The following is a 24760-nucleotide window of genomic DNA, read 5'->3' as shown; positions in this document are numbered from 1 at the left end:
ATGCAATTGTTTAAACTGTTACTCTGGCAAATACCTTTGATAGCATATCTCTGGATCTGGTCAGCTGGGGTATTCATCGTGAATGACACCATCCAGTTCGCGACCGGACAGCTTCTTTCCAACTCTTTTCATGGATTGACTGGTCTCTGTAGGGACATTCAAAAATTTCCCATCAAGCTGAACATGAACGACTCCAGCAGCTGGGTGGTCATAACAACTCCATTCACCCCATTGCTTGAAAAAAAATGGCGTCTCGGTTTCTTTGCACTGATCTCGCAAGCTTCTAATCCATTCTGGATGCATAGGCCTTGCATTGGAAGTCGACTCCCCGCCTGCAACAACCCAATCAAGAGTCGGCAGAGTGACCGTTTTTTTCCTGCAGACCAAACATCCTTCTTTATTAATTGTCGCGCCCACCAAGTTAGACTCATCATGCTTGAAACCGCATCCGCATTGGATAGCTCTATAGCCTAAATAGGGAATAATATCGAGCGGGCCAAGCAATGGCTCGGCGCTTATCCATCTTGAAGCGACAGGAGCTTCCAGTAATATACGAATTCTTTCGTCGGCCGACTTTTGGTCTTCAACGCTAACACCTAGCCAGATGTCCTTGTTATTAATCAAACCCAATCCGCCTGGCTCGCCTAAAACATACCCGTCTGTTGAATCGAAATGTAGCCGCGATATGAAATCTTTCATTCTTTCTGCGCGCTTTGTGAGCACCTGAAATACGTGTCCTTCGCGATGATCATCTCGTATTCTTCCCAGTCCTGCGCCACCGGCCCATGTAGTTCGTCTCATTTCATTGAACACCTGCAGAATGAAATCATCAGGGACTGATTCGTGGAACAAATCCGAAGTGGAATTCACAAAGATCCGTCGAGGCTTAGTCCAATGAAAGGGCAAACCAAGGCGCTCCGCGTGACATTGAACATCCGTGAATTTGCGCCCGTGATAAACAGTTCTCGGATTCGCAGAAAGTCTCGGCCAATCTCGCAATGCATAGCAGTTTCGGCAGCCTTCCGATACTTTTGAGCAGCCGGTTATAGGATTCCATGTCGACTCGGTCCATTGGATTTTTGTTTTTTTAGCCATAGTGTTTTCTTACCGATAATTGCAGATGAGGCTGGTTATTTATTTACAAGTTTTACTCGAAGAATTAGTTCTTTGCGTCCATCCCTGTTTCTTATGGACAGGGACTTTCTGCGAAACGATTATGCTCAGGCAATAGAAGAACTGGTTTCCGCTGGAATTAGCCTTTCGATTGTCCCCAATTCGTTTTCGCCTTTGTTATCCATCAGTGCAGCCACCGACGGATAAAGCACAATACAGTCGTCCGAAATACCTAGAACTGACTTATCATCGAGCTCAACCATGTCAATAATGACCCCACCCCCGGAATGATGTGGAGTCACATTCTTAACGAACCCCTGAGTGTTAATAGTATCGATAGAACAGGACCAGTCATTAACTTCGGCGTCTAAATTGCCTGACAACAATCCTTCTTCAACTAAGATCTGGGCGGATTGATTAAGCTGTTCCACAATGTCGGGGAATAGGCAGCCGTTTGAGTTATAGTCGATCGTGAGAGTCATTTGAATTTGCATATAGTTATTACCGTAGTTACTTCGTGAGTTAGTGTCACTACTCATTGTCCACGGGTTGTGAAATATGCAAGGCCTTAAACTGCACTTTTTTGCTCTTGCATCTTTGGTCAGGTATGAGATGGTATTTGTGGATCTAAATTTAATTACCAATCAAAAAATCCGAGTATTTGTAATTCAGTGTAAAGGTGATTTTTATGGAAAAAATGTGGAAACGGAAATATTTCGATGGGAAATTCCAGCATTTTTGCGCCTCTGCTGACGTTGTTTGTTTTAAGTCTAGCGATGGATGGAAATTCAGATTCCAACAAAGCGTTATGTGTAACAAGAAAGAATCGTCAGGATATGCAAAATCAATCCATTATTGGAAAACCCTGCGCGGCGTTAAATCTTTTGTAGAGAAACAAATTGCTAATGGCGGCATTTTGTCTATGGAAGTCGATTGCTATAGCGAAAGAGAAAAATATATCGAGGGCTATGTTTTTGTGAATGGCAAATTTGAGTTACAGAAATAAATCAATCACCAAATGAATATTGAACCGCACTTTTAAGAATTTCGGACGGTTGCATAACTGACCGAGAGAATCCCGCTATTTTAGTTGCGGGAGGCATCAACAGCAAAATGCCTTTCTTTGCGTGAGAGATCTGCCAAGAATTTCGACAGTACGGGCCGGGCTATGCGAGAAATCATTGAACCGATGGAAAAAGAAGGGCTATTTTCTGAGCTGCGCGACGAAAACGATAAATTTGTTGGATATGTGCTAACCGAGACTGGCCGTCGAACAATTCTTGGATAAAAATAATGAGCATTAAAATCCGGATACCTTAATAATTCAGTCTTTTCCCTTTCCAGAGGAAAGGAATATCTGGAAATGGCGTTCTTATTGTCCGTGAAGAATTCCCAGGCTATTGGGCGGTCATCTCAGCCAGTCGTTCGAAAACGTCGATGTATGGATAGAGCAGTTCGTCCTCGGAAATCAAACCTTCATTCTGTAATTCAAACAGAATATCTTGCAGCCATACGGTAGGCATTGTTGGGCCATCGAGCAGGGCTTCGCCGTTCTGGTCGGGAACCACCCATGCGCTTTCGTTATCGGGAATGGATTTAAAATCCGTCAAATAATACCTTACGGATTCTGACTGCAAGTTATCGGGTTGCCACTTCAAAATTCTCATAAGATTTCCTCATTGGCTCATTAACGAAAATGACCATTTTTCGCCCGATGAGTTTCAATATCAGCATCGTGGGAGATCATTCTTTATATTGAAAAAACTTCAAAAACAGCCCTTGCGTATTGTGGCTTCCATGAGACTTTAATCCTGAGAGTTATTTCAACTAAAGCCGGTTTCATTATTCAAAGATAGAGGCTGGCGTATTTAATCAGGAGTCATTATGGATACCAATCAACAAGGTCAATTAAGCCATCTTTCTATAGATGAAATTCATGTTAAGCCCGGTTTTAACCCCAGAAAGTTTTTCGAAGACACAAAATATCAAGAGCTAGTTGAGTCAGTGGCTACTCACGGTGTTGTTCAACCTATTGTTGTAAGACCTACTCATAACGAGCGAGGTGGATACTGGGTTGTCGCCGGCGAAAGGCGTTACCGAGCCGCCCAAAAAGCTCAATTACATCAGGTTCCTGCGCTCATTCGGGACATTAGCGAACAGGAAGCCAAGTTAATAGCCGCGATTGAGAATACACAACGTGATGATATGTCACCAGCCGAGGAAGCGGAAGCTGCAAGGGACGTATTGATGGGCTGCAACAATGATCGCCAGGAAGCTATTCGTCTTTTGGGCTGGAGCCAATCCAAATTCGATTCCAGACTGCTGCTGCTTCATGCCGACAAATCGGTTCTAGATGCCCTGACAGAACGCAAAATCAAGCTCGGTCATGCGGAGCTGCTGTCACAACTGCCGAACGATTTCCAAATCGCCACACTGGAAAAAATTCTTGAGCATGGCTATTCAGTGGCTGATCTGAAAGACAGGCTGGCTACGTTTGCGCTGGACCTCTCAAAAGCCTGTTTTAACACATCGGCCTGTAATAATTGTCCTCACAATTCCTCGCTGCAAGCGAGTTTGTTTGACGACCATATTACGGAAGGAAAGTGCGCGAATCGGGCTTGTTTCGAACAGAAAACCGAACAGGCGATGTTAGACAAAAAAGCCGCGCTGTCCGAGCAATACGCAGTGATTTATCTCGATACCGAGCGCCGGCCTGACTCATTCAAGATCGTGTGCCAATCCGGTTCGGAAGCCGTTGGGAAATCCCAATTTGAGCAAGGGTGCCGCCAATGCGCTCATTTCGGGGCGTTGCTGAATACCTCGCCAAGCCAGCTTGGAAAGGTCACAGAGGACTGCTGTTTCAATTTGGAGTGTCACGCTGAAAAAGTGGCTGCGTACAAAGCCTTAATAAAGGAGCAGCCAATGAGCGCAAAACCGGCTGTAAACTCAGGTAGCAATACAAAATCTGTTCCGACTCAACCAGCCGCATCAGCCAATAAAAGCGGCAAATCCACCCCTGAGAATAAGGCCAACGCGGCAGCAATCCCCAACCGCGTGACGGAAAAAATTGAAACCTTCTATCGTGAATTAGCGGCAAAAACCGTGACGAAAGACCGGCGTTCGGTTCTTTGCCTGAACACATTCACTCTGTACCAGATGGTGAAAATCGGTTTCCCAAAAGAATTATGGCCTGATTCTTTACAGAAAAAAAGTTTGACTGCACTGGATTTGGAGGGATTTTTGAAGCTGCTGGCTGATGTATCCACTGAGGACATAGCGGCCTTTAACAACCGTATGGTAGGCCATTTGCTCAGTGACCACGAAAAATCGTCACCTTTGACAACCAAAACTTGGGCCAAGGGAGCCGTGGCGGCAATTAAATTAATCGACGTAAACCTACAAGAACACTTCCTGCTCAGTAAGGAATTCCTCGGTTCTTTCACGAAATCCGGCATCGAGTCCGTCTTGCGCGAAGCGGTCAATGGGGCTGGCGTGGCATTTGTCGAGTATTACGAGAAGCTGGATGAGAAAAACAAGTTCCCTGTGCTGATGAAAAAGAAAAATAACGAAATTTTGGATGAAGTTTTCGGCTGTGGTTACGATTTTTCTGGCTTTGTACCGGCTTGCGTTATCAAGGTTATGGGAGAAACTAAAAAAGCTGGCAGGGTAGAGCCGATTCTTCCCAAAGTTGAAGTTCCACCAGCCACGATAACTGAAAGTGAGCCAGTTGCCGAGCCATTAGACCAGTCACTCAAGGAAACAGACGGTCAGCCATCTGAGAAAACGGACAGTGAGCAAATCGATAAGGCGGTCGATGAAGATGACGGAATTCTGGAGCAGATTCTGACAAAGACTGACTCGGCCCGTGATTACGCTGATTTCGATGACTTTGACGCAGATCAGGAGGGCTACGGCGCTGGCAGCTTTGACTACACACAAGACCCCGAAGAATACGATAACGAAACGGAAGAACCTTATGTTTAAGACCTTTTTGCAAATGCTAAACAACGACGAAAAAATCCAGTTCACAGTCACCCGAAAGGGTAGCCAGTTGAACGTCCTTGTCCAGCCGATCCTGCATGGCAGTATCGACGACAAAGCATCGGAATCGGTGCAGAGCCTTCGTGCGGCATTGGCTATGCCGTTGTATGTAACCACTACGCCCGAAGCACTGGATGCGAATTTTCCACAATCTCTGGCTAATTTTGCAGGCATGAGAGGGTCGCTTCATGATGATCTGAGCGCGGCTATGGGACGCATCAAGGAAGCTGGAAAACAGGCCAAAGCCGATACTCAAAATGCTCCAAAAAGCGCAGTAACGGCAAGTCAACCGGCTACAGCAACCGAACCCCAACCCGAAAACAATCCGGTTTCTGATGCCCCAAGCGTCACCAGCAAATCACTTTTTTAAGGAGGTCACGATGACGACTCAAACCAATGTCATTCGCCCTGTCAGGGTATTCAAAATGGGTTCTGTACGATTAAACGACCCTGCGCCCGATATGTCACCCCTTGAGGCGGTAAGGCTGTATGCCAGCAACTATCCCCATCTGGCGAACGCCGAGCTGGATGAACCACAGTTAGTAGGCGAGGAATTGCATTATGCCATCCGACTTGAAGCCGTTAAAACCAAAGGCTGAGGGTCATGGGCTGGCTCTGTTAGTCCAGTGGGCTAACGAGCCAGTCTCCGAGACAGTCAATCAGCGACACAGTAACCAAGACAATCAAGGCCAATCGCAATGCTATCAATTCAGGCTGAACCTGCCGAAATTAAAAGGACGGGCGCTCACCCATATCGACCCGACCCTTCTGCCCATGATCTGACCCTGTTCAAGCAGCCCCGTCTAGGGGTTGCACTTGACGGGCTACTGGATGAAATCCGGTATCGCAAGGACTTGGCGGATTTCGAACAAAACCGCGCCGGCATCGCCGCAGTTATTCTGTTAGCTAATAGCCTGGGCGTAGTGTCCGTGCAGGACATTGATCAAACGGTATCCGAAGGCTGGCACTCGATCTACCAGCTTTATCGGTCGTCCATAAACCGTATTGTTGAATATCTGGGCCATGAAGCTGGTATGATCGCTGGACTGGAATTCAAGCATGGCGGATTTGGGCCGATACACCTTTCGATGGAAAAAGAAGATGATGGGTATTACCTCTATCTACATACCTTTTTACGATACGCTCAATTTGATCTGTTAAGTTTGGGCTTAAGCCTAAGACGAGTGATTTATTCATGTCTGCATTACATTATCAGAGATATTGGCCTAGGGGTTATGTCTGATGATCTTTTAGAGACATCAATTATGTACGGTGAGGATTTCGAGATATATAAAAAATATCGAGAAAAGAATCCCAATTATAACAAAGAAGAACTGTTGATTTTAATGGTCAATGATGAATATACCGTGTTATCAGATTTTGCGGAAAGCCCTGAATTTGTCATGGAACGTATCGATTTATTTGAATCGATTCTCAACGAGAGAGAGAAAGCGAAATTTGGCGCCATACTTCGCATAGATGAAATTCGGGCTTGTGTGGTTAACTGGCGGAGATCAGACAGAGAAACCTATAACAATCCTTGGGTCCGTTTTATTAAGCAGACTATCAAGGTTTGGAAATCTGTTAAGGATTTTGGAATTGTAAAAAACAGAGAAAGAATGTTAGAGGATTGTGAAGGCGCTATGAATGATGCGCCAATTGACTACGGATACACTATCGGTGTCGGTTTTGAGTGGGAGGATTCGGTGGTCGATAAAGTTTATCGTGTCATGGCTCAGGCCGATGAAACCCCTATGGCAAAAATCAAGCTCCAGCCTGTTGCAATTTCCAGGACTGCTGAGAGACTCACTATGATTGCAAGAGCAAGGGGCTTAATCAGAATGGCTGAAATCATCCAATTTGGTGATGAGGGGGAATAAGAGTGAAACCAACAGACTTTTTTACATTTACAGGCGGCAGTAATCCTACCATTACGCCTGAGTGCGCGATTCTTTTGCATCGCGGCAGAGAAATTGACGAAGCGCATGGCAATGATTATCTGGCCTCGTTGCACCAGTTTTTTGTAGACGGAAAAACGCAGGAGCCTGTGATCGGCGCAGGTCAATTAATGACCAAAGACGATTTGGAAGCTATCTTTCGCTCTCTGCTGCAAATGCGAAACCGCAAGGCGGCTCTGTTGCCGAACAACGTAGTGTCGATTTCCGATAGTCATATTGCGTGGACTGTACCGGCTAGGGTGAGGCCTATGATTTTTAACATACAGGGGATGAAAATGCGAAAAATCAATGTTCCTTGGCCCAGACTGTTGATCGTCACAAATACCAACGGCAAGATGGCGGTGGCGGCGTTAAAAGGCAACAGAAGGCCAACGGCGCGAACAAAGCTGTATCATGCTCCCTTGATGAACGTCAGTTCCAATGGGGCTGTCTGTACGGGTTCGGCAATCGTTCCCCTTGAGTGCGGCGTGGAAGATATAGCCTCATGGGAATCAGTGATGTTCGATACGGCGTTCTCTCATGTAAACAATCCAGCTACCTTCCGCTTGGACGGGAAAAAAGAGATCACTACCAAAATGAACCTCCGCTTCTGGCAGTCCATTTCCAAGCAGAAAGCGGAGTCATTTCCCAATGACCGGCTGCTGCCAATGAGGAGTTCTTTAGAGAATTTCATCGGAGGTTTTTCTGTATGACCATTACCGAAAAACGAGAGATTCCGTTTGAGAAAACGAACTACGCCTATTTGACTGACCGCCGCGATCAGGTCGTTTTCTCCGAGACACCGACACTGATGCAGCCCCGCTTCGGTGAAAAACTGCCGGAACCGCAAGCTCACAAACATCGATTCGTCTGTGGACAGGATGGCTTGTACATCGAAGCCCAGAACCAGGTGATCGGGATTCGACAGTGCATTGCTCAGTCATTGGTTCGGCTTCCGTATGGAAAAATAGAGCAGACTGGCATCCATCTTCGTCATGGACAAATTCCGTCATGGATTTTGGCTGATGTCATCAGGAAAGCGGCCAATGCCGTGCCAAACGAATGGGCAGGGCTGATTGTCTGGAATGAAATTCAAAGTCAATACCAACTTTACGAACCGGACGTATTAACGGCAACGTCCGCAAAAATCAGTTATTCAACTTTCATGCCGGAAGGACTCATTCCGGTCATGGATTTGCATTCTCGTGGCAATGGTCACGCCTTCTTTTCTCTTACAGATGACCAATCCGACCTTAGCGGCTTTTATGTCGCGGTTGTTATCGGTAAGTGTGCGTCTGACCACCCGGAGTTCGTGATACGGATGGTGGTTAATGGTCATTTCCTGTCTTGCCCTGATATTGGGATGTTTTTCCAGTGAAGACTTTTATATTAATTATTGGTATCGAAGCCAGTCTGGATGGTAATGTTCTCACTCAGAAATGCTCTCAGGATAAAAATGAACGGATGAGCTATGCTGATAAAAAGGAATTGTACTGATTAGCCTAAACTTTCCCTTCTCAAAAACAACAACAGGTTCTTTGTTGTTTTATTATGTTTAATAACAACATATTTAATATTGTTTAGCTTTGTACAGCCTAAGCTCAACAGCGTCTGTAGCGATTTATAGTGATGGTTTAGGGGATTAAAGGTGATGGTTTAGGGGATGTGCTGATTATAAAAGTGAGGGTTTAGGGGACGAAAGGTGATGGTTTAGGGGATGTGCTGATTACAAAGGTGAGGGTTTAGGGGATGAGCCATAATTCAATTATTGAAATTTGTAAGTTACTGATATTTATATAATTAAATATATTTTTTTACAGTCACTTAATTTTATAGGTGATGGTTTAGGGGATGAAAGGTGAGGGGTTAGGGGACTATGGATAAAACCTGATAAGGTGATCTTTATTATTATTGACAAAACATCACCTTAAAATATAATCATTTTATGACTCAAAAAAAGGCCCTTGAAAATCCTAAATCTAAGAACGAACAAGTTAAGAAGCATGTGGCTGCAATTCATACGAGCGGGGTTCTCTCTTTGCTCGAGCGGAAGATGGTCAATGTGCTGCTTTTGAACGCCTATGACGGGCTATTGACGCGGCGGACACATACGCTTCCGATTAGACATTTGTGTGCAATGCTCGGCTGGGACGAAAGCAACAACATTGAGCGACTTCAGGACGTATTGCGCAAACTCACCACCACTGCCGTTGAATTCAATATGATGGAAGACGGGAAAGAGGTTTGGCGGGTCATGTCCATGCTGTCTTATGGCGAGATCAAGGATGGAACCTGCACTTATCGCTACGATGAATATCTTGCCGAACGTCTTTATGACCCTGAGATATATGCGACTATCAATATCGGCGTCCAAAGACGCTTTGAGGGAAGCTACGCGTTGACGCTGTATGAAAATTGCGTGCGCTATAAGTCTGTCGGCTCAACCGGGTGGTGGGATCTTAACCGATTCAGGAAAATTATCGGCGCCAGCGCGGCAATGTATGACGAATTCAAATATCTCAAACGGGACGTTATTATTAAGCCGATTGCAGAGATAAATCGTGTTTCGGATATACAGCTAGAGCCTGAGTTTCAAAAACAAGGTCGCAAAGTAACGGCCGTTAGATTCCTCATTACCGAAAATCCACAACAAACGCTATTGAAGCCCGTGATTCAGGATGACCATGCGATCATTCGGGAATCTGAAGTATTCAAACGTCTATTGGAACATGGAATAGGAGAGCGCTTGGCTATTCTCTGGATTCTCCAAGACGAAGAACGAGCTCAGAAGGTCGTCGAATACGTGGAGGCGAAAGCTAGAAAAAAACAGGTTAAAGGCTCGACCGCTGGTTATATCCGCACACTTTATGAAAGCGATGCCGTTGTCGGAAAATCTCTATTCGAAAAAAAGAAAGAACAGGAAGAACAGAGAATAAACCAAGAAGAACAGCGTAAGGCACTGGAAAAGCGACGTGCCGAACTCGAAGCCGAGTATGTTCGAGAGCGCGCAAGCGAAGCGGTTAACGCCTTGGCGCTTGAGGACAAGCGAGATTGGGCCCAGCGGTATATTGATGAGGTAGGGTTAGAGGAAGCGAAATCCTATAACATCGAAAAGGCGGAGTTTCGCGACAGATTGGAGCGCCTCCAGTTTTCAAGCTGGCTACGCAAGCACCTTGCTCCAACGATAGAGCCATCGGAATATAAGGCTTGGCTTAAGGCCAAAGGGTATGACGTAAAATACATTCATCTTTTTTGCGCGAGAGACAAACCATGAGCCGACAAGAAAATAAAGATACGCGAAGAAAAGCTGTTCATTTTTCTGAGCAACTACCAACGTTACAAGTCGATGAGCTGACTATACTTGCAACCATTCTGGAAGCTGATATAAAGCGTCGCGTGAAAGGTGGAGCTTTTGAAAATTTAAGCAAAGACGAATTGGTGCATGGCATACGATCCGTTCTCGGTCGCGGCACATTCTTAGACCGAATAGAACGATTTAACCGGAAAGCCAGCGAGTTTTTCGATGATCGTGTCGTTTGACCTGCAAAATCTTGACGTTTGACCTATAAGCTTCAATTGGAGCAATTAACTGCCGTTGCATATTGGAAGACTTGGGATATAAGTATTTGTAAATCGAGTACTTAATCAACAAATACCAATAGGTCATCCAATGGAAGCAAACGTACCTTTCAAATTCTGTACACCATCAAGCTGGTTTTCTCGCAGAGTTAGCATTGATTTGATAGGTGTAGGCGGCACAGGTTCCGAAATATTGGCTAGCCTTGCTCGCATCGATCACGCTATCAGAGAACTAGGGCATTCTGGCTTAAAGATTAAGGCATGGGATGGGGATAAGGTTGAGCGTCCAAATATCGGTCGCCAAGCGTTCTATCCTGCTGATCTGGGCCATAACAAGGCTATCGTGACAATCCAGCGCATCAATTATCTGTTCGGGCTGGATTGGGTTGCTGTCCCTGCCATGTTCGATGTGGATCGCGGCAACGGAAATAGCGATCTCGTTATCACCTGTGTCGATGTGGCACAGTTCAGAGCTGATCTGGCTAAAAGCAAGGTATACAGTTATTCAAAAACCCTCTGGCTGGATACCGGCAACGGCTCCCATACAGGCCAAGTGATTCTTGGCACACTTGGTCGAGTGAATGATAAAGATATGAAACTGCCCACTGTTTTTGATTTCTATCCGGAACTTGATGGGATGCAGGATGACAACACCCCGTCATGTAGTATGGAGGAAGCATTGCAAAATCAGGATTTGCCCATTAACCGAGCGATAGCTAATGTGGCGATGCAATTGGTTTGGTCACTGCTGAGGCATGGGGGAATTAATCACCAAGGGGCGTTCATAGACATCCGTAAAGGAATTCAGACTCCGATTAATATTATCGGTTAAGAAATATCAATCAGCTGTAGCAGGTCAAGCATTCACGAACAGAGAATGGAAGATGACCTAGCGGGGCCGTGTATAGCGCCAGAGTCAATCCACGATCAGCCGGATACACTTTAATCTCAATAACAAGTAAACAGTAAGTCATAGATGAGGTATGGCAACAATGATTAATTCGAGAATGTTCCAAAATATAAACGACCTGACCGAGTTCAGCACTAAGCTGGCGCTGAAGATTTCAAATACAGGCCCAGTGATGGTTAAGACTCGTTCTGGTGCCTGGTATGAGGTCGTACGCGATAAAGAAGGCGAAGAGAACCAGTGTTTTCACACAAAAAACTGGGCGCTAGTCTGGAATAACGATGGTTCATCGATAAAGAACCGTGACCTGGATATCGTTGAGGCGGATATATGAGTGAAACGGCCATCATTTTTGCTGTAATTTGATAGTGAAATTGGCCCGTAACAAAAGGAGATTTAAAATGAGCAATTCAATCATCTGCTCAGTTAATAATGGTGGCAATTACACTTGGGTTAAGACTGATTCCGGGAGAAGCGAAAGCTCACGCCCACGCCAGAAAAATGACTGCACTGTCAGAGCGTTGTCGATAGCAAGACAGATTTCTTATGATGATGCGTATGACATATTGTTGAAAGCCGGAAGAAAAAGCGGCTGTCGATTCAAATTCTCTGACTGGATCAATAAGCAATCGTGGGTCAAGAAAATTTCTTTTCCAGCTATAAAGGGACAACGCAGAATGAATCCCGCTACATTCGTGCAGCAATATCCCAAAGGTGTATTCATTTGCAAGGTTGCAAAGCACGTTTTCACCATTAAAGATGGAGTAGTGTTTGATGATTTCGAGATAAATCCTGACCGTTGTATTTGTAAATTGACAATAAAGCATCATACTTTATATTTTCTAATCTATTGATTTTATTGAGTTCTATTTCATGATTATACGTAAAGTATCATACTTTCAGATTACTTTAACTTTATTACCTTTGAAAATAGAAACAATAAAGTTTCATACGACTAATACCGCACACGGTAAATATATAGGATAATATACGGTCAAATATCAAAATTACGTTCACGGAGAAGTCCCATAGCTCGCCCAACACCGCCCCTTATCCTGGCAACAGAGCAAAACGACATCCTGCATACCATTAGCCGGAGTCGGGAAACACCGCATAGTTTAGTGCAACGAAGCTGGATAATATTGAAGGCCGCCCAGGGCATCAGTAATAAAACGATAAGCCTGGATTTGGGTTTATGTGAAGACAGTGTGGGACTCTGGCGCCGGCGCTGGTTATCAGGTCAGGCGGCCTTGAAAAAAGCGGCCGGAAATCCTAAAGCGCTGCGCGTAGCGATTGAGTCGTTATTAACGGACAAAGCCCGTCCCGGAAGTCCCGGCAAGTTCAGCGCCGAACAGATCTGTCAAATCATTGCGCTGGCCTGCGAGAAGCCACCGGAGCAGATAAGCCACTGGACGCGGAACGATTTGGTGAGAGAGTCAATGCGTCGGGGAATTGTTGAAACCATTTCAGCCACCACAATCGGTGAAATTTTAAAATCAGGCGGATCTCAAGCCACATCGCAGCCGATATTGGCTGAATCACGAAGTCGAGGATGAGGCGGTGTTTCGCCGAGAGGTGCGAACGGTCTGTCAACTCTACCATCAGGCGGAAGCTTTACATCAACAGGGCGTGCATGTGGTGAGTACCGATGAAAAGACCGGCATTCAGGCCCTGGAACGGATTCATCCGGCCCGACCTATGAAAGCCGGCAAGCCGGAAGCGGTGGAATTTGAATACCAGCGGCACGGTACTCAGACACTGATCGCCAACTTTGAAGTGGCGACTGGCAAGGTCATTAATCCGACGGTGGGCGATACCCGGACCGAAGAAGATTTTGTCGCACATATCCTCGCCACTGTACAAACCGATCCAGAAGCTAAGTGGATATTTGTCTGCGACCAATTGAATACCCACAAATCCGAGAAACTGGTTAAGGCGGTTGCGCAATTATGTGGTCTCGAAGAGGATTTAGGACAAAAAGGCCTATCCGGCATTCTCCAGAGCATGGCTTCCCGCGCCGGGTTTCTCCAGGATAAAAGCCATCGGATTCGATTCGTCTACACGCCCAAACATTGTTCATGGCTCAATCAGGTGGAAATCTGGTTTGGTATTTTGACTCGGCGCCTGCTCAAACGGGGCAGTTTTTCCTCAAAGGAAGAACTCAGGCATCGTATGCTCGCGTTTATTGCGTTTTTTAACGATACGCTGGCTAAGCCTTTTCGCTGGACTTATATTGGCAAGCCGCTGCTTATATGAATTATCTTATTTATTTGCCGTTAGCTGTACTAGTGGCATCACCGCTGTACTTGATTTAATGCTACACAGGCCCGCATCCTGTTTTAGCGAAGGCTCCAGCAGGCAACTTCCATTCTCCGTTTCTCTGTATCACTGGTAGGGTGTATTCACTCCTCATCGCCTGATCTAACGCCTCAATGTCGTCAACTTCAAGCGGCTGAGCCTGATGGGACACATCCAATACATTGATCCTGTTACGGCTAATCGTTGTGCCAAATCTCTGCTCGTAATCAGCAATCGTTTGCAAGCTTCCTGGGAAATAGTACCGGAGTGTGGCCCAGATAACCGCATCATTGAAAACGCATTTCATGCAGGAAAAGCGGCCCCAGCCCAGACGATAGGGCACCGGAGAAATAACGCCATGCCTCTTAAGCGCGTCCCAAACCTGCTCTTCACTCCAGTGAAGAACTGGCCTCCAGGCATCCACGTGGCGGGCTTTGCGCCCATTCCGGCGATCACACGCATGAGGTTCAAGTTGGTTGTACTTAGCTCGATTCGAGCTTTCTTCTCGGCGCTCACCGGTGATAAAGAGCACCTTTTGACCGTCGAAGCGATCTTGGTTGTTCAAGGCTCGACGCCCAACATCAATCTTCAATGCTGAACTGCACCAGCGCGTCTGGAGGTTGGCTGACACCTGCGGGAAACGCATCCGAGTTCCAGGTTTTGCACGACTCATATCGCGTTCAAGAGTGATTAAGCCATCAGGTGTCTCAATCTTGTGCGGGCGGCTGTAACTGTTCTCTTTGAGCATTTCGCCTTCGAAGCCTCCCTCCAGCCAAGAGAAGTAGATCGGTAATTCGAAGGCAGCAGCCAACTTCCGATTGTAGTCAGCCATGAATGGCCAATCCATCAACGTACTGCCTTCTCTGCCGTCTACATCGTGGTGCCAGAGCTCGATGCGGTTGAAGTCAACCCCTTGGTCGATTAGGTTCAACAGACTGGCGATAGAGTCCTTGCCACCTGAAATGCAAAGAACAATTCGGTCATAGGCATCAAGATCCACGGTTGGCGCTGAGAAATAGACTCCATGAGCCAAACTGTTCTGTGGCATGGCATTGCCTAGATTAAGCCCCAATTGTCGGCCAAGTTTCGGAATTACAATCAAGTCATCATATGAGTGAGTCATTTCGCTGCCTTTGTATATCATCTTTGATATACAAATATAGCCTTATACCCCTCCCTTTGCAAATCATTTTTGATATGCGCGCGAAAAGCCTGTATTCTCAGCCGAAAGAAACAGGAGGCGCTATGCCCAAGAAGACAGAAACTGGTGATCAATACATAAAGGCCGCAACGGATGTGATTAAAGGCGCGGGTTCGCTTCGTGATCTTTACATCGCTATTCACGGTAATGAGCCCAGCAGACAGGAGTTGCAAAGGTTTTCTAACAGGCTAAATCCAGCGCGCTCCAATCCAGGCGCAGATATGCTGGGCCTGTGCGTCAAACACTTGCCATGCCTCCACGATATGACGCTTAGAGACTTTTTTGGAATACGAATGGATGCCGATGACTGAAATGTCAGACCACATCCAGTATGAAACTTTATTGTTCAGTATGACACTTTATTGTAAGTATGAAACTATATTGTCAACTTACAGTATTTATATGGCATGGCAGATAACCAATAATGTCAATTAGAGCAATATTAGATAATACAAATATTTATTCGTATGACTACGATAACGAAGCTTGGCAAGCTTTAAAAAATAGTCATAAAGACTTAAAGCTGATAATGCCTTGCTGTGATAGTCATGCTGTGCCAAAAACTAGCAAACTTAACAATTATTTTTTTGCTCATAGCAAACAAGGTGAATGTACGTCAGCGCCTGAGACGCCAGAGCACCTTTATTTGAAAACATTAATAGCCAAAATAGCGTTATCAGAAGGTTGGCAAGTAATTACTGAAAAGCAGGGAAAAACATCATCTGGTGAAACATGGATAGCTGATGTGTTTTGCACCAGAGGCAACGCTAAGCTTGTATTTGAAGTACAGTGGTCGACTCAAACCAATGACGAGTTTATAAGGCGATCAAAAAAATATAAAGAATCTGGTATCAGGTGCGCCTGGATATACCGATTGCGTGGCAACAAAGAATATTTCAAGCATGATTTTTCCTTTGGAAAAGATGTGCCTGTTTTTGGAATAAGGCAAAACAAAGAAACAAAATCCTTATCTGTCCCTCAATTTGGAGTGTCCATTGAGGAATTTATACTGGGAATGTTTAAAGGTCGGCTTAAATGGTTACCCTCTGAAGGAGATCAATTGACCGCTAAGGTTAGACCTGAATCTATCAGATGCTGGAAATGCAAAAAACAAACAAAAATCATCAAAGAAGTGTTGTTTTATAAAAATGATGTATTTATATCCGCCAGAAGTTTTTCAGATAGAAATATTCGCGAATTGATTCTTCAGAATATTAAAAACAGTAAACTAGCAAAATTTGGCATAGGTTCAATTAAAAAACGATACAGTAAAACAGTTGGTTCTGCTTATTTGTCGAATGGATGCTATTACTGTGATTCACTGATGGGAAACTTTTTCCTAATGAAAAATGAAGGGAAACTGCTCAATCCTATAGCTGAATTTGATTTTATCTGTGACCAACAGTTAATTAAGTTTGACGGCGATTGGTTTTTTGGACAAGAAAGATCAAAATCATTTTTTTAGGCAATGGAGAGAAAAAATCTCCTAATGTTAGGTTAACCAACCCATCCAGGACGGGATCACAACAAAAATGAAAAAATATCCCCCAGCACCAAAGATAAGAACACTCATGGTAATTAATGCCGCCGCTAAAACAGCAGAGCAAATGGGAAAAACAGGCAGGTTTGAAGATGATCTAACCCGTGCATGGCTGAACTGGCTGCATTCTGATTCGAATATGCCTAATGGTTATCAATTAGCCAAATTCTTAGAAGAAAATATGGGCTATGACATTGATGTGAATATGGTGAACGGCCTGGACAAAATGAAGGATCATGTCGAGTCAGAGTTAAGTAAGTCCCGGAAAAAATGGCTTGAAGAAAATAATATTGAGCCTCCATTTCCTGTTTCGACTCGGTTAAATTTGGGCGTTATAGAGAGTATCTCTATTCACGAAGCCGGTTGTTACGAGGTAATTCCTTATGGACAGCGTAAGAACGCATCAAGATTAATAATCAAATTCGAGGATGCCATTCTGGAATGAGGGATTCTGATCGCCCCCAAATCACACTGGTGTAGTTGCATTTTCTAAAAGCTGTGAGAACCTGACAGCAACTCTTAAGTTAATGAGGAAAAAATGGACTACACCAGCGAACAAGTAATTATTATTAAAGAAAATGCGCCTTTAACGGTCGTTAAGGCGCTGGCCGGGACTGGAAAAACATCGACGTTGCTTGGCTATGCCAAGCTTAGAAAAAATGTTCGTATGCTTTATATCGTCCTGAATAAATCGGTACAGAAAGAAGCCGAAATAAAATTCAGAGGAACGAGCGTAAAACCTGTGACCTCTCATGCACTGGCTTACAGGTATACCGGGGTCCAATACCAGCACAAGCTGGTCAGCAGTCTCAAACCGTATGAGGTTGCCAATGCTTTAGGGATCAGCAAGGAGCTGAATCGGGAAATTGGCTATTACGGTCCTCAAAACGATACCCTGGTCATAGCATCCGTCGTGCTTGAGACCTTGACTAAGTTTCTTTACTCAACGGATACGGAAATTCAGGCGAAGCACATTAACGAAAATTATACGCGTCTATTAAAGATTCTGGGGCTTGATGAAATCGCTGTCAAACAACTCGTTATCTTTCAAGCTCGAAAACTATGGACAAAAATGATTGATGTGCAAGATGGCACAGTCGGGATGCTACACGACGGCTATCTTAAACTGTTTCAATTATCCAATCCTGTCCTGTCCGGCTACGATGAATTTCTGGTTGACGAATCGCAGGACATGAACAGCTGCACCATGTCGATTATTTTCAAGCAGCGCGGGAAAATCACCCTGGTTGGAGATGATTTCCAAGCTATTTATGGCTGGCGTGGCGCAAAGAATGCATTGAGTTATGCGGCCAGTAGAGGAGCGGTTGTTCACTACCTGACCGGGTCTTTCCGGTTTGGCAAAAATATTGCGAGAATTGCAAATCTTGTATTAGCCATCAGAGGCGCAACCCATTTCGTTCGAGGATTGGGGGGCGAAGATCGACTTGGCAATATCGCTGAAGATACTCAACGCACAGTGATTAGCCGGACAAATGCCGGTGTTTTTTCTCATACGACCCAGGCGATCAATCACCAAAAAACGTGGTGGCATGTTGGGGGCAGTGAAGGTTATCGCTTTGACCAGATTCTGGATGTCTACTATCTCTGGAAACGGAAGTTCGATTTGATCCGAGATCCATTTATCCGGTCTTTTACCGATTTTATGGAATTAAAGCTGTATGTCGATCAGGTTGGCGATCCTGAATTAAAACCTCGGTGCAAAATCGCAGAGGATTACGGTGATCAGATACCCGAAATAATCGACAAGATAAAAGGGAAGGTCGGTGCAGCATTTGATCTGGAATCTGCCGATGTCGTATTAAGCACGGCTCACAAAGCAAAAGGGCTGGAATTTCCTCATGTTCAATTAGACGATGATTACATAGAGCTTTGCGAAATTCAGGATATGTCGAAACTGAATGAGCAAGCCAGAAACGAAGAACTGAAAAAGATCAGTGAAGATCTTAACATCCTGTATGTCGCCATCACTCGCGCCCAAAAGACCCTCCAGCTAAACTTTGACTTGCTTTCGTATTTATCCCGCAATCAGTATGATGCTCAAGAAGCCGCTGATTGTGAGTGAGTAATAAAGATATACTGAGCCGCGCTGTAGGTTGCATTCTACCGTTGCGAAATCGGCGATTGAAAAATAAAGTATCATACCGATTCAGTATAAAAACCTATCGACAACAAAAGATTAAGTAATAAAGTTTCATACTGAAACCACTTGAATAAGGAATTTTTATGAGCAAACAGCTTAGTTTTTCGGATGCACGAAAAATAATCAATTGCCGTGATTTGTGGTCTGCTCGACTCGCTCACGTTGCGCGAACGCTCATTATTGCGACGTGCATTGGCGCATGGGTACTTGTTGGGGTGTCGATCTATAACGACGGCCCATCATTAGCATTAGCTATAGTCGCTATATTTGCATCACTTTTTGGGATTCCTATCTATGTAATTGCCAATGCTTCTATTACTGGCCGTAGAGTGTCAACCACCCTGGCCTGAAGGCCGGAGCTTGTGAAAGCTCAATCTGACCAGGGAGAGCGGTAGCCAATCCGCTACGTGACACACAGGGTAAAGACCCGCTCCGGCATGCTTCCTCAGTGTCGGCCTCTGTAGGCCCGATCATGCTGACGTCAGGGTAAGCGCCGAAGGTCGGGCCAGCGGCGAAGGCCGGTCCGGTGTGGCACATTCCCGAGGGGAGCGAGGCTTCGGCCTCCGTTACCAAGCCCGTAAGGGCAGTTTATTTTGGAGTTTGAATGGCAGTATTTGTTTTGGACAAAAGCAGCATCGGGTGGAGTCGACGATGAGCTGGGTGAATCGGTTGCGCCGCTGGATGCGGGGCGACTCGCTGGCCGTCGAGCGGGTTAAGTTCGACATGCAGAAAATGCAGAATCCGGACATCTTGGGCATCGAGTATCAGCAAGGGGAATTGGCCGGCTTTGAAGTGCGTGAATACCTGCTGGAAAAGTGGGGCCGGCAATGCACCTATCGCGGTATCGAGAACGTGCCGCTGGAAGTCTAACACATTGTCGCCCGCAGCAACGGCGGTCCGGACCGGGTGTCCAACCTGACACTGGCCTGTCGGTGCTGCAACCGGAAGAAAGGCCAACTGCCGGTCGAGCTGTTCTTGAAACGCAAGCCGGAGCTGTTAAAGCAGATTCTGGCCAAATCTAAAAGACCGCTTCGTGATGCCGCCTCAGTCAGCGCCACGCGCAATACCTTATTCAAGGCGCTATTCCACACTGATGTCGATTTCGTTTAAGCATTAAGCTTTATTTAAAAGCTGTTGAGGATTTATACACAGTGGCCGCTTTTTCGGGGGGCATTAAGAAGAGCCCCCACGCGGCCAATGTGCATAAATCATTTTTATCAAAAAAACGCCCGGAACCGGCTTGCGTTTTCTTCGAGCTGTAGATAATGGAAGTGCAGGCATTTGTGATGCTTGCGCTGCGCCTCGGGCTTCAGAGGCTACCTATTTTGGGGATTAAAATGTCTACAGCTGAGCAAACTGGCAAAAGCTTGCCGATTTCACCCACACAAAACATCATCATGGGGCGTGCCCGATACAAAGGTCAGGAATATTACATCCTGCGCAAAAGCAAACAGGATATCAAGCTCGTCTTTCGCGACGGAAGTGCTGTTTTCACACTGAAGGATATTTCCGCCGTTCAGATTTTGGTTATCTATAAAGAACCCAAATCCATCAATTGCCTCAAATCGTTCACACGGTTCATTGCTCATACCAAAGCTATACTCAATAATAGTAGACAGATACCCCAAGTGGCGTAGCTAAATCTTTTCCGGAATATTCCGTTTTTAATAAGTAAGGAAAAAATAATGAACAAAAGCGAGTTAATTGCCAAGATCGCCGAAGAAAATAATCTAAACAAGAAACAGGTGGAAGGCGTATTGAAATCCTTGGCCACAATCATCAAAGATGAAGTGACAACCAACGGCGAATTCACGCTTCAGGATGTCGGTAAATTCAAGGTAAGCGAACGTACTGCTTCAGAACGCCGCAATCCGCGCACAGGCGAGATGTTTACCTCACCAGCCAAAAAGATCGTCAAAGTCACGCCGGCGAAAGTCTTACGGGACAGCGTAAACGCTTAACCAAGCTCGACTGCCCGTAACTCCGGTTGCGGGCTTGCTGTAGGAGGGCGCTTTATTACTTAGTAGGGCTTAGAACCCCATCATCAAAAATAAAAACCCTCAAGTGCGCACATTGTGGCGTACGGACTACGGGCCGTCAATGGCATGATCAAGATATCGGCTGGGGAATTTGCCCGAGTTGCATAAAATGTATCAGAAGCAGGGGTGAAACTGAAGCAGATATCAAATCTTTGTACGGCATTGAAGGTGAGCACTTCGACATCAAGGAAAAACAAGCGGGAGAATGAAAATGAGCAGTTTACAAATCAATGGTAAGAAATGTGATTTCTACCCAATGGTGCGACCATTGCCAGGCAGAATCGTAAATGCTTGGGACGAATCAGGACGCTATCTTGGAACCGGTAAGGTCGGGACCGGTAAGGCCGGGGTGACAATCAGAGTTGGCGGAGTGTCATTCGATTCCAATAGTAGACTCCACTGGTTATATGCAGAATATACCGGAGAAGCAGATGAGAGTGATAAATAAAGAAGAATGGATTAACCGGTATGCAAAAAGATTCGCAGAAATAATGAGCAGCACCCGATATGCACTCCTGTATGCCAAAAAAGCATACGATGATGTGGAGAATATGAAGAACAGAACATATATACAGCAACAACCGGAAGCTAAGGCTGAAATTGATTGCGATGCGTTACTTGATGATTGGTGTGAAGAAGAGGGTAGTGAGAATGTATATAATAGGCCGATGTTTCAATTGTAGGAGAGCGCCCTCCTACAATTGCTTCACAGAAACAAGTCAACTAAATGTGCATTGAATCCCTCTACTACAATAGTTTTCGGCACGGTCGATCTCCCAGGCTTCAAGGTCTCGCCAAAGCAGACATCCAAGACAAAACAGTGCCATTGCGACTGTCGTTAGGCGTCATGCTGGGTTGCTGCGGCCACCGGGCAATGAATCTTAAGCAGACCGGTATTGGCCTTGACCAAGATGGATGGGGCTGGTACTGGCCGCGCAAGCATGGTGACTGGTGGATCATACCGACGCAAACTCACGAGGCCATTAAGGACATTTTGCATGGAGAACAATCACATTCGGCAGCTGCCGTTAAAAAGGAGCTGGACAGCTTGGGTTTTGTGACTTCCATCGCAGACGATATGGTACGGGAAATTATCCATCTTCCGCCTGGACAGGTTGATGATCCGCTACCAAGGAAACTCAGGGACCGGGCGGCGGCATTACTGGCCCGTAGAAGTTCCTGCAAGGAATTTGAGCAAAGTGTTCTGGACTGGATGCTGATCGAGCTGGTACATCCCTTGGGCTAGCTGTTCATTGTTGGACCCTATCATCCCAAAGATATAAAAGAAAGCTTAAAGGAGGCGTTAGAATGTTGAGGTGGTGGACATCGATATAGCAGATGGTGGTGGCAAGATTACCCCGAAGCTGCTCACAGAATCTGTGAAGAATGTAGTCTTCTGGTTACGCCAGCCACATACAAAAAATTGTTCAGTCGAGAGCGGCGTAGCTTGCCAACAACTGGACAAAAACATTGATCATTAACTAAGAAAAATAAATATGCTGAACAAAATACTGATTCTCTTTTTCCTGTTAGGAAACTACGCATTAGCGTCTGAGCGCCTTGAAGGAAGAGTCGTTGGCGTACACGATGGCGATACGCTGACTTTGCTTGTGGCAGGCAATAAAACCTTGAAAGTAAGAATTGCGCAAATTGATGCCCCTGAGAGCCAGCAAGCATTCGGGCAAAAATCGAAGCAGTCTTTGTCCGACATGGCGTTTAACAAACATGTACTGGTCGATAAAGAAGCTGTCGATCGGTATGGCCGGATAGTTGGCACTGTGTTCGTTGACAATCTTAATGTCAACAGAAAGCAAGTAGAGCAGGGGATGGCTTGGGTGTACCGGCAGTATGCTCACGACAATACGCTGTTGCAGCTTGAAGCTAACGCCAAACAAGCCAGACTTGGGCTTTGGGCCGATCCGAACCCAGTGCCACCCTGGGAATATCGTCATGGCGGTAAAGTTAAGCCAGTGGCGGCCAAACAATCAGCTGGTAGCTCATGTGGTTCGAAACGTTATTGCAAGCAAATGAGTTCTTGCGAAGAAGCGAAGCAATATCTTGCTTGTGGCGTTGCTTCTTTAGATAAAGATGGCGATGGCACCCCCTGTGAGAGCCTTTGTTTGAGATAAGGAAAATCTATTTTGTTATATTAAGTGCCTCGAACCAGATTCAAAACCCACTGCACTCGTATCTACACAAACAGGATCGGGCGGGGTTTGCTCGATCCTTACCTTATATAATAAATGGGTCTACGTAAAAAACGTGTGTATAAACACTGTTAAATAAAGATGTTTAATCTTGGTGTTAAATCGTAAAATCGAGTTGAATTAACAAAAGGAAAAGAGCATGAATCATCTAAAAGACCTACCACCGGGTACAATTTGGCCTCATCTACTTGAAGCGATTGAGCGTGATATTATCGCTGAAATACAGAGTTATGCGGAGTCCAGAAGGAATGATGTGAATCGTGGTGCCGAAACGCCAGAACTCGCGGCAGTTTTCATCGATAAATACGCCGCTGGCTTGTCAAAAGCGCTCCAGATAGCGGGCATTGATTCTCGTATCCGAGCCGTTGCAGATAAATTCGTTCGTGAGATAGATCCAGAATTCGATCAGCATATGCATGCTCGATGGTCGGGGCGTCCATCGGCGCTAATATCAAATAACGAAGAGCGCCATCCATAGAATCACGGCTTGACCTCGACCGCCGACCTATTTGTCACCACATGAGGTAAAAAAATGGGTATCCGGAGTTACAGTGTTGCAGTCAATACGCACGCGATGTACCGAACGGTCAGTTACACTCACCTCGACACATTCGTCGATTGGGTGTTAGGCGAGTTTCCTGACGCCGGCTTGAACCTTATTGAGTGTGCAGACGGACGATGGTTTGTAGAAGTCGATCATGGCTGACGCTTCGATCGGTTTGCGGATGGGGGAATTAATTTCCCGCGATAATTGAATCTGATTTTCTGCCCCCCACCTCAGCAGTTTCTGATTCGGTTTAGGGGGGCTTGGGTTGTCAGGGATTGATTGGTCATTTTAATCCGAAAAGCAACCGCCAGTTCCCAAGCTTTCTTATAACCATGACGCCTGATAGACCAAGACTTTGTTTTAGCTTTTCCGGCAACAACCACTTTGGCCAACCAGTATGCATGCGTCACACTGTTTTTTGCATTGATTCGGTAATCAATAGAGACGCCTGTCACGCTACTTGTGTTTCTGGCATTAAAACAGTGAGCAGCGGGCGACGCCGGCTCCTAGCAGCTTATCCATTGTCTTAATTGGGCTCATGGTACTTCCTTATTTTGGGCAAGTTATGGTGGATAGTTAATTGGAATGCATTTTTTGTCAAGTTACAGGATAGTCCCGCTGAAGAAGTTGGCGAAGAACTCTTAATAATTCCCCAGAATTACCTAACACTCTTTGAAGTTCATCCAGATTTGCGTCCGGATCCAGCAGTTGCAAAATTTTGAGCCGAGGATAAATGCCAAATTTTGCTTTGCCCTTCCTCACCATTGAGAGCGATGTCCGCTTTAGCCCAATCGCATTGGCCAGCTCTTCATCAACTCTACTGGTCAAAAACGGTTTAATGAGTTTCAGCAATTGCTGATGTGATTCATGTGATTCGTCATCGTCAATTTTTGACAGTGCCATAATCGCTGCAGAATCTTCAATACGCCCGGCAATTTCTTCCGCAAGATTTTTTGCCGCCAAGCTTTCAATATGCGTTACTGACTTCAAATATCCGGTCTTCTCGATAACCTTAAGTCTGGGTATAGGTCCTAAATCTACTCCCCCGGCTCTGATGCGGTAAATAGCGTGTCGAGAGATACTTAAGTATTCCTCTGCTAGTTGGGCATCTGAACGATAATTCAGGCGGGTTTTGAGATAGTCAATTAGGTCAATATCGTCTTTCATCTTTTCTGATTCCTGTAATCGAT

General features: G+C 45.5%; 34 protein-coding genes. 29 read left to right on the top strand and 5 right to left on the bottom strand.

From position 1 onward, the window contains the following. Positions 1-60 precede the first annotated feature (60 nt). Together IT781_RS11200 and IT781_RS11195 are read right to left on the bottom strand one after the other, a co-directional pair. A complete protein-coding gene (locus IT781_RS11200) occupies positions 61-1095 on the bottom strand; it encodes a DUF5131 family protein (protein ID WP_194970242.1) in 1035 nt (344 codons plus the stop codon). A 125-nt stretch (positions 1096-1220) separates the two neighbouring features. Further along, positions 1221-1595: a hypothetical protein gene (locus tag IT781_RS11195; RefSeq protein ID WP_194970241.1), complete on the bottom strand. Its 375-nt coding sequence runs from the start codon at positions 1593-1595 to the stop codon at positions 1221-1223. Positions 1596-1801: 206 nt separating this feature from the next. On the opposite strand from IT781_RS11195, the gene IT781_RS11190 reads away from it, so the two are divergent. Further along, a complete protein-coding gene (locus IT781_RS11190) occupies positions 1802-2119 on the top strand; it encodes a hypothetical protein (protein WP_194970240.1) in 318 nt (105 codons plus the stop codon). Between the two features lie 391 nt (positions 2120-2510). On the opposite strand, the gene IT781_RS11185 is transcribed toward IT781_RS11190, so the two are convergent. Continuing rightward, positions 2511-2780, bottom strand: a complete 270-nt coding sequence (locus IT781_RS11185; protein WP_194970239.1) for a hypothetical protein — start codon at positions 2778-2780, stop codon at positions 2511-2513. A gap of 217 nt (positions 2781-2997) precedes the next feature. Here IT781_RS11185 and IT781_RS11180 point away from each other — a divergent pair, with 217 nt between their 5' ends. From IT781_RS11180 to IT781_RS11120, 13 genes are all read left to right on the top strand, one after another. Then, positions 2998-5097 (top strand): PRTRC system ParB family protein, encoded by a 2100-nt coding sequence (locus IT781_RS11180; protein WP_194970238.1) that lies wholly within the window; start codon positions 2998-3000, stop codon positions 5095-5097. After that, positions 5090-5524 carry a PRTRC system protein E gene (locus IT781_RS11175; RefSeq protein WP_194970237.1) on the top strand — a complete coding sequence of 145 codons (435 nt, stop codon included), beginning with the start codon at positions 5090-5092 and terminating at the stop codon, positions 5522-5524. The genes IT781_RS11180 and IT781_RS11175 overlap by 8 nt, the downstream gene beginning before the upstream one ends. 10 nt (positions 5525-5534) lie before the next feature. After that, positions 5535-5753 carry a PRTRC system protein C gene (locus IT781_RS11170; RefSeq protein WP_194970236.1) on the top strand — a complete coding sequence of 73 codons (219 nt, stop codon included), beginning with the start codon at positions 5535-5537 and terminating at the stop codon, positions 5751-5753. A gap of 99 nt (positions 5754-5852) precedes the next feature. Continuing rightward, positions 5853-7034, top strand: coding sequence for a hypothetical protein (locus IT781_RS11165; RefSeq protein ID WP_194970235.1), 1182 nt, complete (start codon positions 5853-5855; stop codon positions 7032-7034). A gap of 2 nt (positions 7035-7036) precedes the next feature. Then, entirely contained in the window at positions 7037-7804 is a 768-nt protein-coding gene (locus tag IT781_RS11160; RefSeq protein ID WP_194970234.1) for a PRTRC system protein B, read from the top strand. Further along, on the top strand, positions 7801-8469 hold the full coding sequence (locus IT781_RS11155; RefSeq protein ID WP_194970233.1) for a PRTRC system protein A: 669 nt from the start codon (positions 7801-7803) through the stop codon (positions 8467-8469). The genes IT781_RS11160 and IT781_RS11155 overlap by 4 nt, the downstream gene beginning before the upstream one ends. 567 nt (positions 8470-9036) lie before the next feature. Beyond that, positions 9037-10365 (top strand): replication initiation protein, encoded by a 1329-nt coding sequence (locus IT781_RS11150; RefSeq protein ID WP_194970232.1) that lies wholly within the window; start codon positions 9037-9039, stop codon positions 10363-10365. After that, the gene (locus IT781_RS11145; RefSeq protein ID WP_194970231.1) at positions 10362-10631 is read left to right on the top strand and encodes a hypothetical protein; all 270 of its coding nucleotides are present in this window, start codon (positions 10362-10364) and stop codon (positions 10629-10631) included. The genes IT781_RS11150 and IT781_RS11145 overlap by 4 nt, the downstream gene beginning before the upstream one ends. A 130-nt stretch (positions 10632-10761) precedes the next feature. After that, on the top strand, positions 10762-11502 hold the full coding sequence (locus tag IT781_RS11140) for a PRTRC system ThiF family protein (protein ID WP_194970230.1): 741 nt from the start codon (positions 10762-10764) through the stop codon (positions 11500-11502). A gap of 151 nt (positions 11503-11653) precedes the next feature. Continuing rightward, positions 11654-11911 carry a hypothetical protein gene (locus IT781_RS11135; protein ID WP_194970229.1) on the top strand — a complete coding sequence of 86 codons (258 nt, stop codon included), beginning with the start codon at positions 11654-11656 and terminating at the stop codon, positions 11909-11911. 67 nt (positions 11912-11978) lie between these two features. After that, a complete protein-coding gene (locus tag IT781_RS11130) occupies positions 11979-12431 on the top strand; it encodes a hypothetical protein (RefSeq protein ID WP_194970228.1) in 453 nt (150 codons plus the stop codon). A 288-nt stretch (positions 12432-12719) separates the two neighbouring features. Then, complete coding sequence (locus tag IT781_RS11125) at positions 12720-13133, top strand: helix-turn-helix domain-containing protein (protein ID WP_228779078.1); 414 nt, start codon at positions 12720-12722, stop codon at positions 13131-13133. 4 nt (positions 13134-13137) lie between these two features. Beyond that, entirely contained in the window at positions 13138-13833 is a 696-nt protein-coding gene (locus tag IT781_RS11120; protein ID WP_370526986.1) for a transposase, read from the top strand. A 61-nt stretch (positions 13834-13894) separates the two neighbouring features. Here the strand turns inward: IT781_RS11120 and IT781_RS11115 are convergent, their stop codons facing one another. Then, positions 13895-14998, bottom strand: a complete 1104-nt coding sequence (locus IT781_RS11115) for a phosphoadenosine phosphosulfate reductase family protein (protein WP_194970227.1) — start codon at positions 14996-14998, stop codon at positions 13895-13897. A gap of 122 nt (positions 14999-15120) precedes the next feature. Here IT781_RS11115 and IT781_RS11110 point away from each other — a divergent pair, with 122 nt between their 5' ends. From IT781_RS11110 to IT781_RS11045, 15 genes are all read left to right on the top strand, one after another. Beyond that, entirely contained in the window at positions 15121-15387 is a 267-nt protein-coding gene (locus tag IT781_RS11110; RefSeq protein WP_194970226.1) for a hypothetical protein, read from the top strand. A 113-nt stretch (positions 15388-15500) separates the two neighbouring features. Then, positions 15501-16541, top strand: a complete 1041-nt coding sequence (locus tag IT781_RS11105) for a competence protein CoiA family protein (RefSeq protein WP_194970225.1) — start codon at positions 15501-15503, stop codon at positions 16539-16541. Positions 16542-16608: 67 nt separating this feature from the next. Next, a complete protein-coding gene (locus tag IT781_RS11100; RefSeq protein WP_194970224.1) occupies positions 16609-17061 on the top strand; it encodes a hypothetical protein in 453 nt (150 codons plus the stop codon). A 93-nt stretch (positions 17062-17154) separates the two neighbouring features. Then, complete coding sequence (locus tag IT781_RS11095) at positions 17155-18699, top strand: UvrD-helicase domain-containing protein (RefSeq protein ID WP_194970223.1); 1545 nt, start codon at positions 17155-17157, stop codon at positions 18697-18699. A gap of 161 nt (positions 18700-18860) precedes the next feature. Continuing rightward, positions 18861-19127 (top strand): hypothetical protein, encoded by a 267-nt coding sequence (locus IT781_RS11090; RefSeq protein ID WP_194970222.1) that lies wholly within the window; start codon positions 18861-18863, stop codon positions 19125-19127. 178 nt (positions 19128-19305) lie between these two features. Beyond that, on the top strand, positions 19306-19647 hold the full coding sequence (locus tag IT781_RS22320) for an RRXRR domain-containing protein (protein ID WP_370526985.1): 342 nt from the start codon (positions 19306-19308) through the stop codon (positions 19645-19647). A 3-nt stretch (positions 19648-19650) separates the two neighbouring features. Next, positions 19651-19887, top strand: a complete 237-nt coding sequence (locus tag IT781_RS22315; RefSeq protein WP_370526988.1) for an HNH endonuclease — start codon at positions 19651-19653, stop codon at positions 19885-19887. Between the two features lie 155 nt (positions 19888-20042). Further along, a complete protein-coding gene (locus IT781_RS11080; protein WP_194970221.1) occupies positions 20043-20414 on the top strand; it encodes a hypothetical protein in 372 nt (123 codons plus the stop codon). Between the two features lie 48 nt (positions 20415-20462). Beyond that, positions 20463-20738 (top strand): HU family DNA-binding protein, encoded by a 276-nt coding sequence (locus IT781_RS11075; RefSeq protein ID WP_194970220.1) that lies wholly within the window; start codon positions 20463-20465, stop codon positions 20736-20738. A 289-nt stretch (positions 20739-21027) separates the two neighbouring features. After that, entirely contained in the window at positions 21028-21264 is a 237-nt protein-coding gene (locus IT781_RS11070; protein WP_194970219.1) for a hypothetical protein, read from the top strand. Further along, positions 21254-21499, top strand: coding sequence for a hypothetical protein (locus IT781_RS11065; RefSeq protein ID WP_194970218.1), 246 nt, complete (start codon positions 21254-21256; stop codon positions 21497-21499). The genes IT781_RS11070 and IT781_RS11065 overlap by 11 nt, the downstream gene beginning before the upstream one ends. Positions 21500-21636: 137 nt before the next feature. After that, a complete protein-coding gene (locus tag IT781_RS11060) occupies positions 21637-22062 on the top strand; it encodes a hypothetical protein (protein WP_194970217.1) in 426 nt (141 codons plus the stop codon). Positions 22063-22312: 250 nt separating this feature from the next. After that, the gene (locus IT781_RS11055) at positions 22313-22945 is read left to right on the top strand and encodes a thermonuclease family protein (protein ID WP_194970216.1); all 633 of its coding nucleotides are present in this window, start codon (positions 22313-22315) and stop codon (positions 22943-22945) included. A 217-nt stretch (positions 22946-23162) separates the two neighbouring features. Then, positions 23163-23501 carry a hypothetical protein gene (locus IT781_RS11050; protein WP_194970215.1) on the top strand — a complete coding sequence of 113 codons (339 nt, stop codon included), beginning with the start codon at positions 23163-23165 and terminating at the stop codon, positions 23499-23501. A gap of 54 nt (positions 23502-23555) precedes the next feature. Then, on the top strand, positions 23556-23729 hold the full coding sequence (locus IT781_RS11045) for a hypothetical protein (protein ID WP_194970214.1): 174 nt from the start codon (positions 23556-23558) through the stop codon (positions 23727-23729). Between the two features lie 438 nt (positions 23730-24167). Here the strand turns inward: IT781_RS11045 and IT781_RS11040 are convergent, their stop codons facing one another. Then, complete coding sequence (locus IT781_RS11040; protein ID WP_194970213.1) at positions 24168-24737, bottom strand: hypothetical protein; 570 nt, start codon at positions 24735-24737, stop codon at positions 24168-24170. Positions 24738-24760: the final 23 nt, after the last annotated feature.

The organism is Methylobacter sp. BlB1 (assembly GCF_015476545.1).
Lineage (GTDB): Bacteria > Pseudomonadota > Gammaproteobacteria > Methylococcales > Methylomonadaceae > Methylobacter.
Note: the sequence above shows the minus strand (reverse complement) of the source record. Positions and strands in the feature narration are given on the sequence as shown.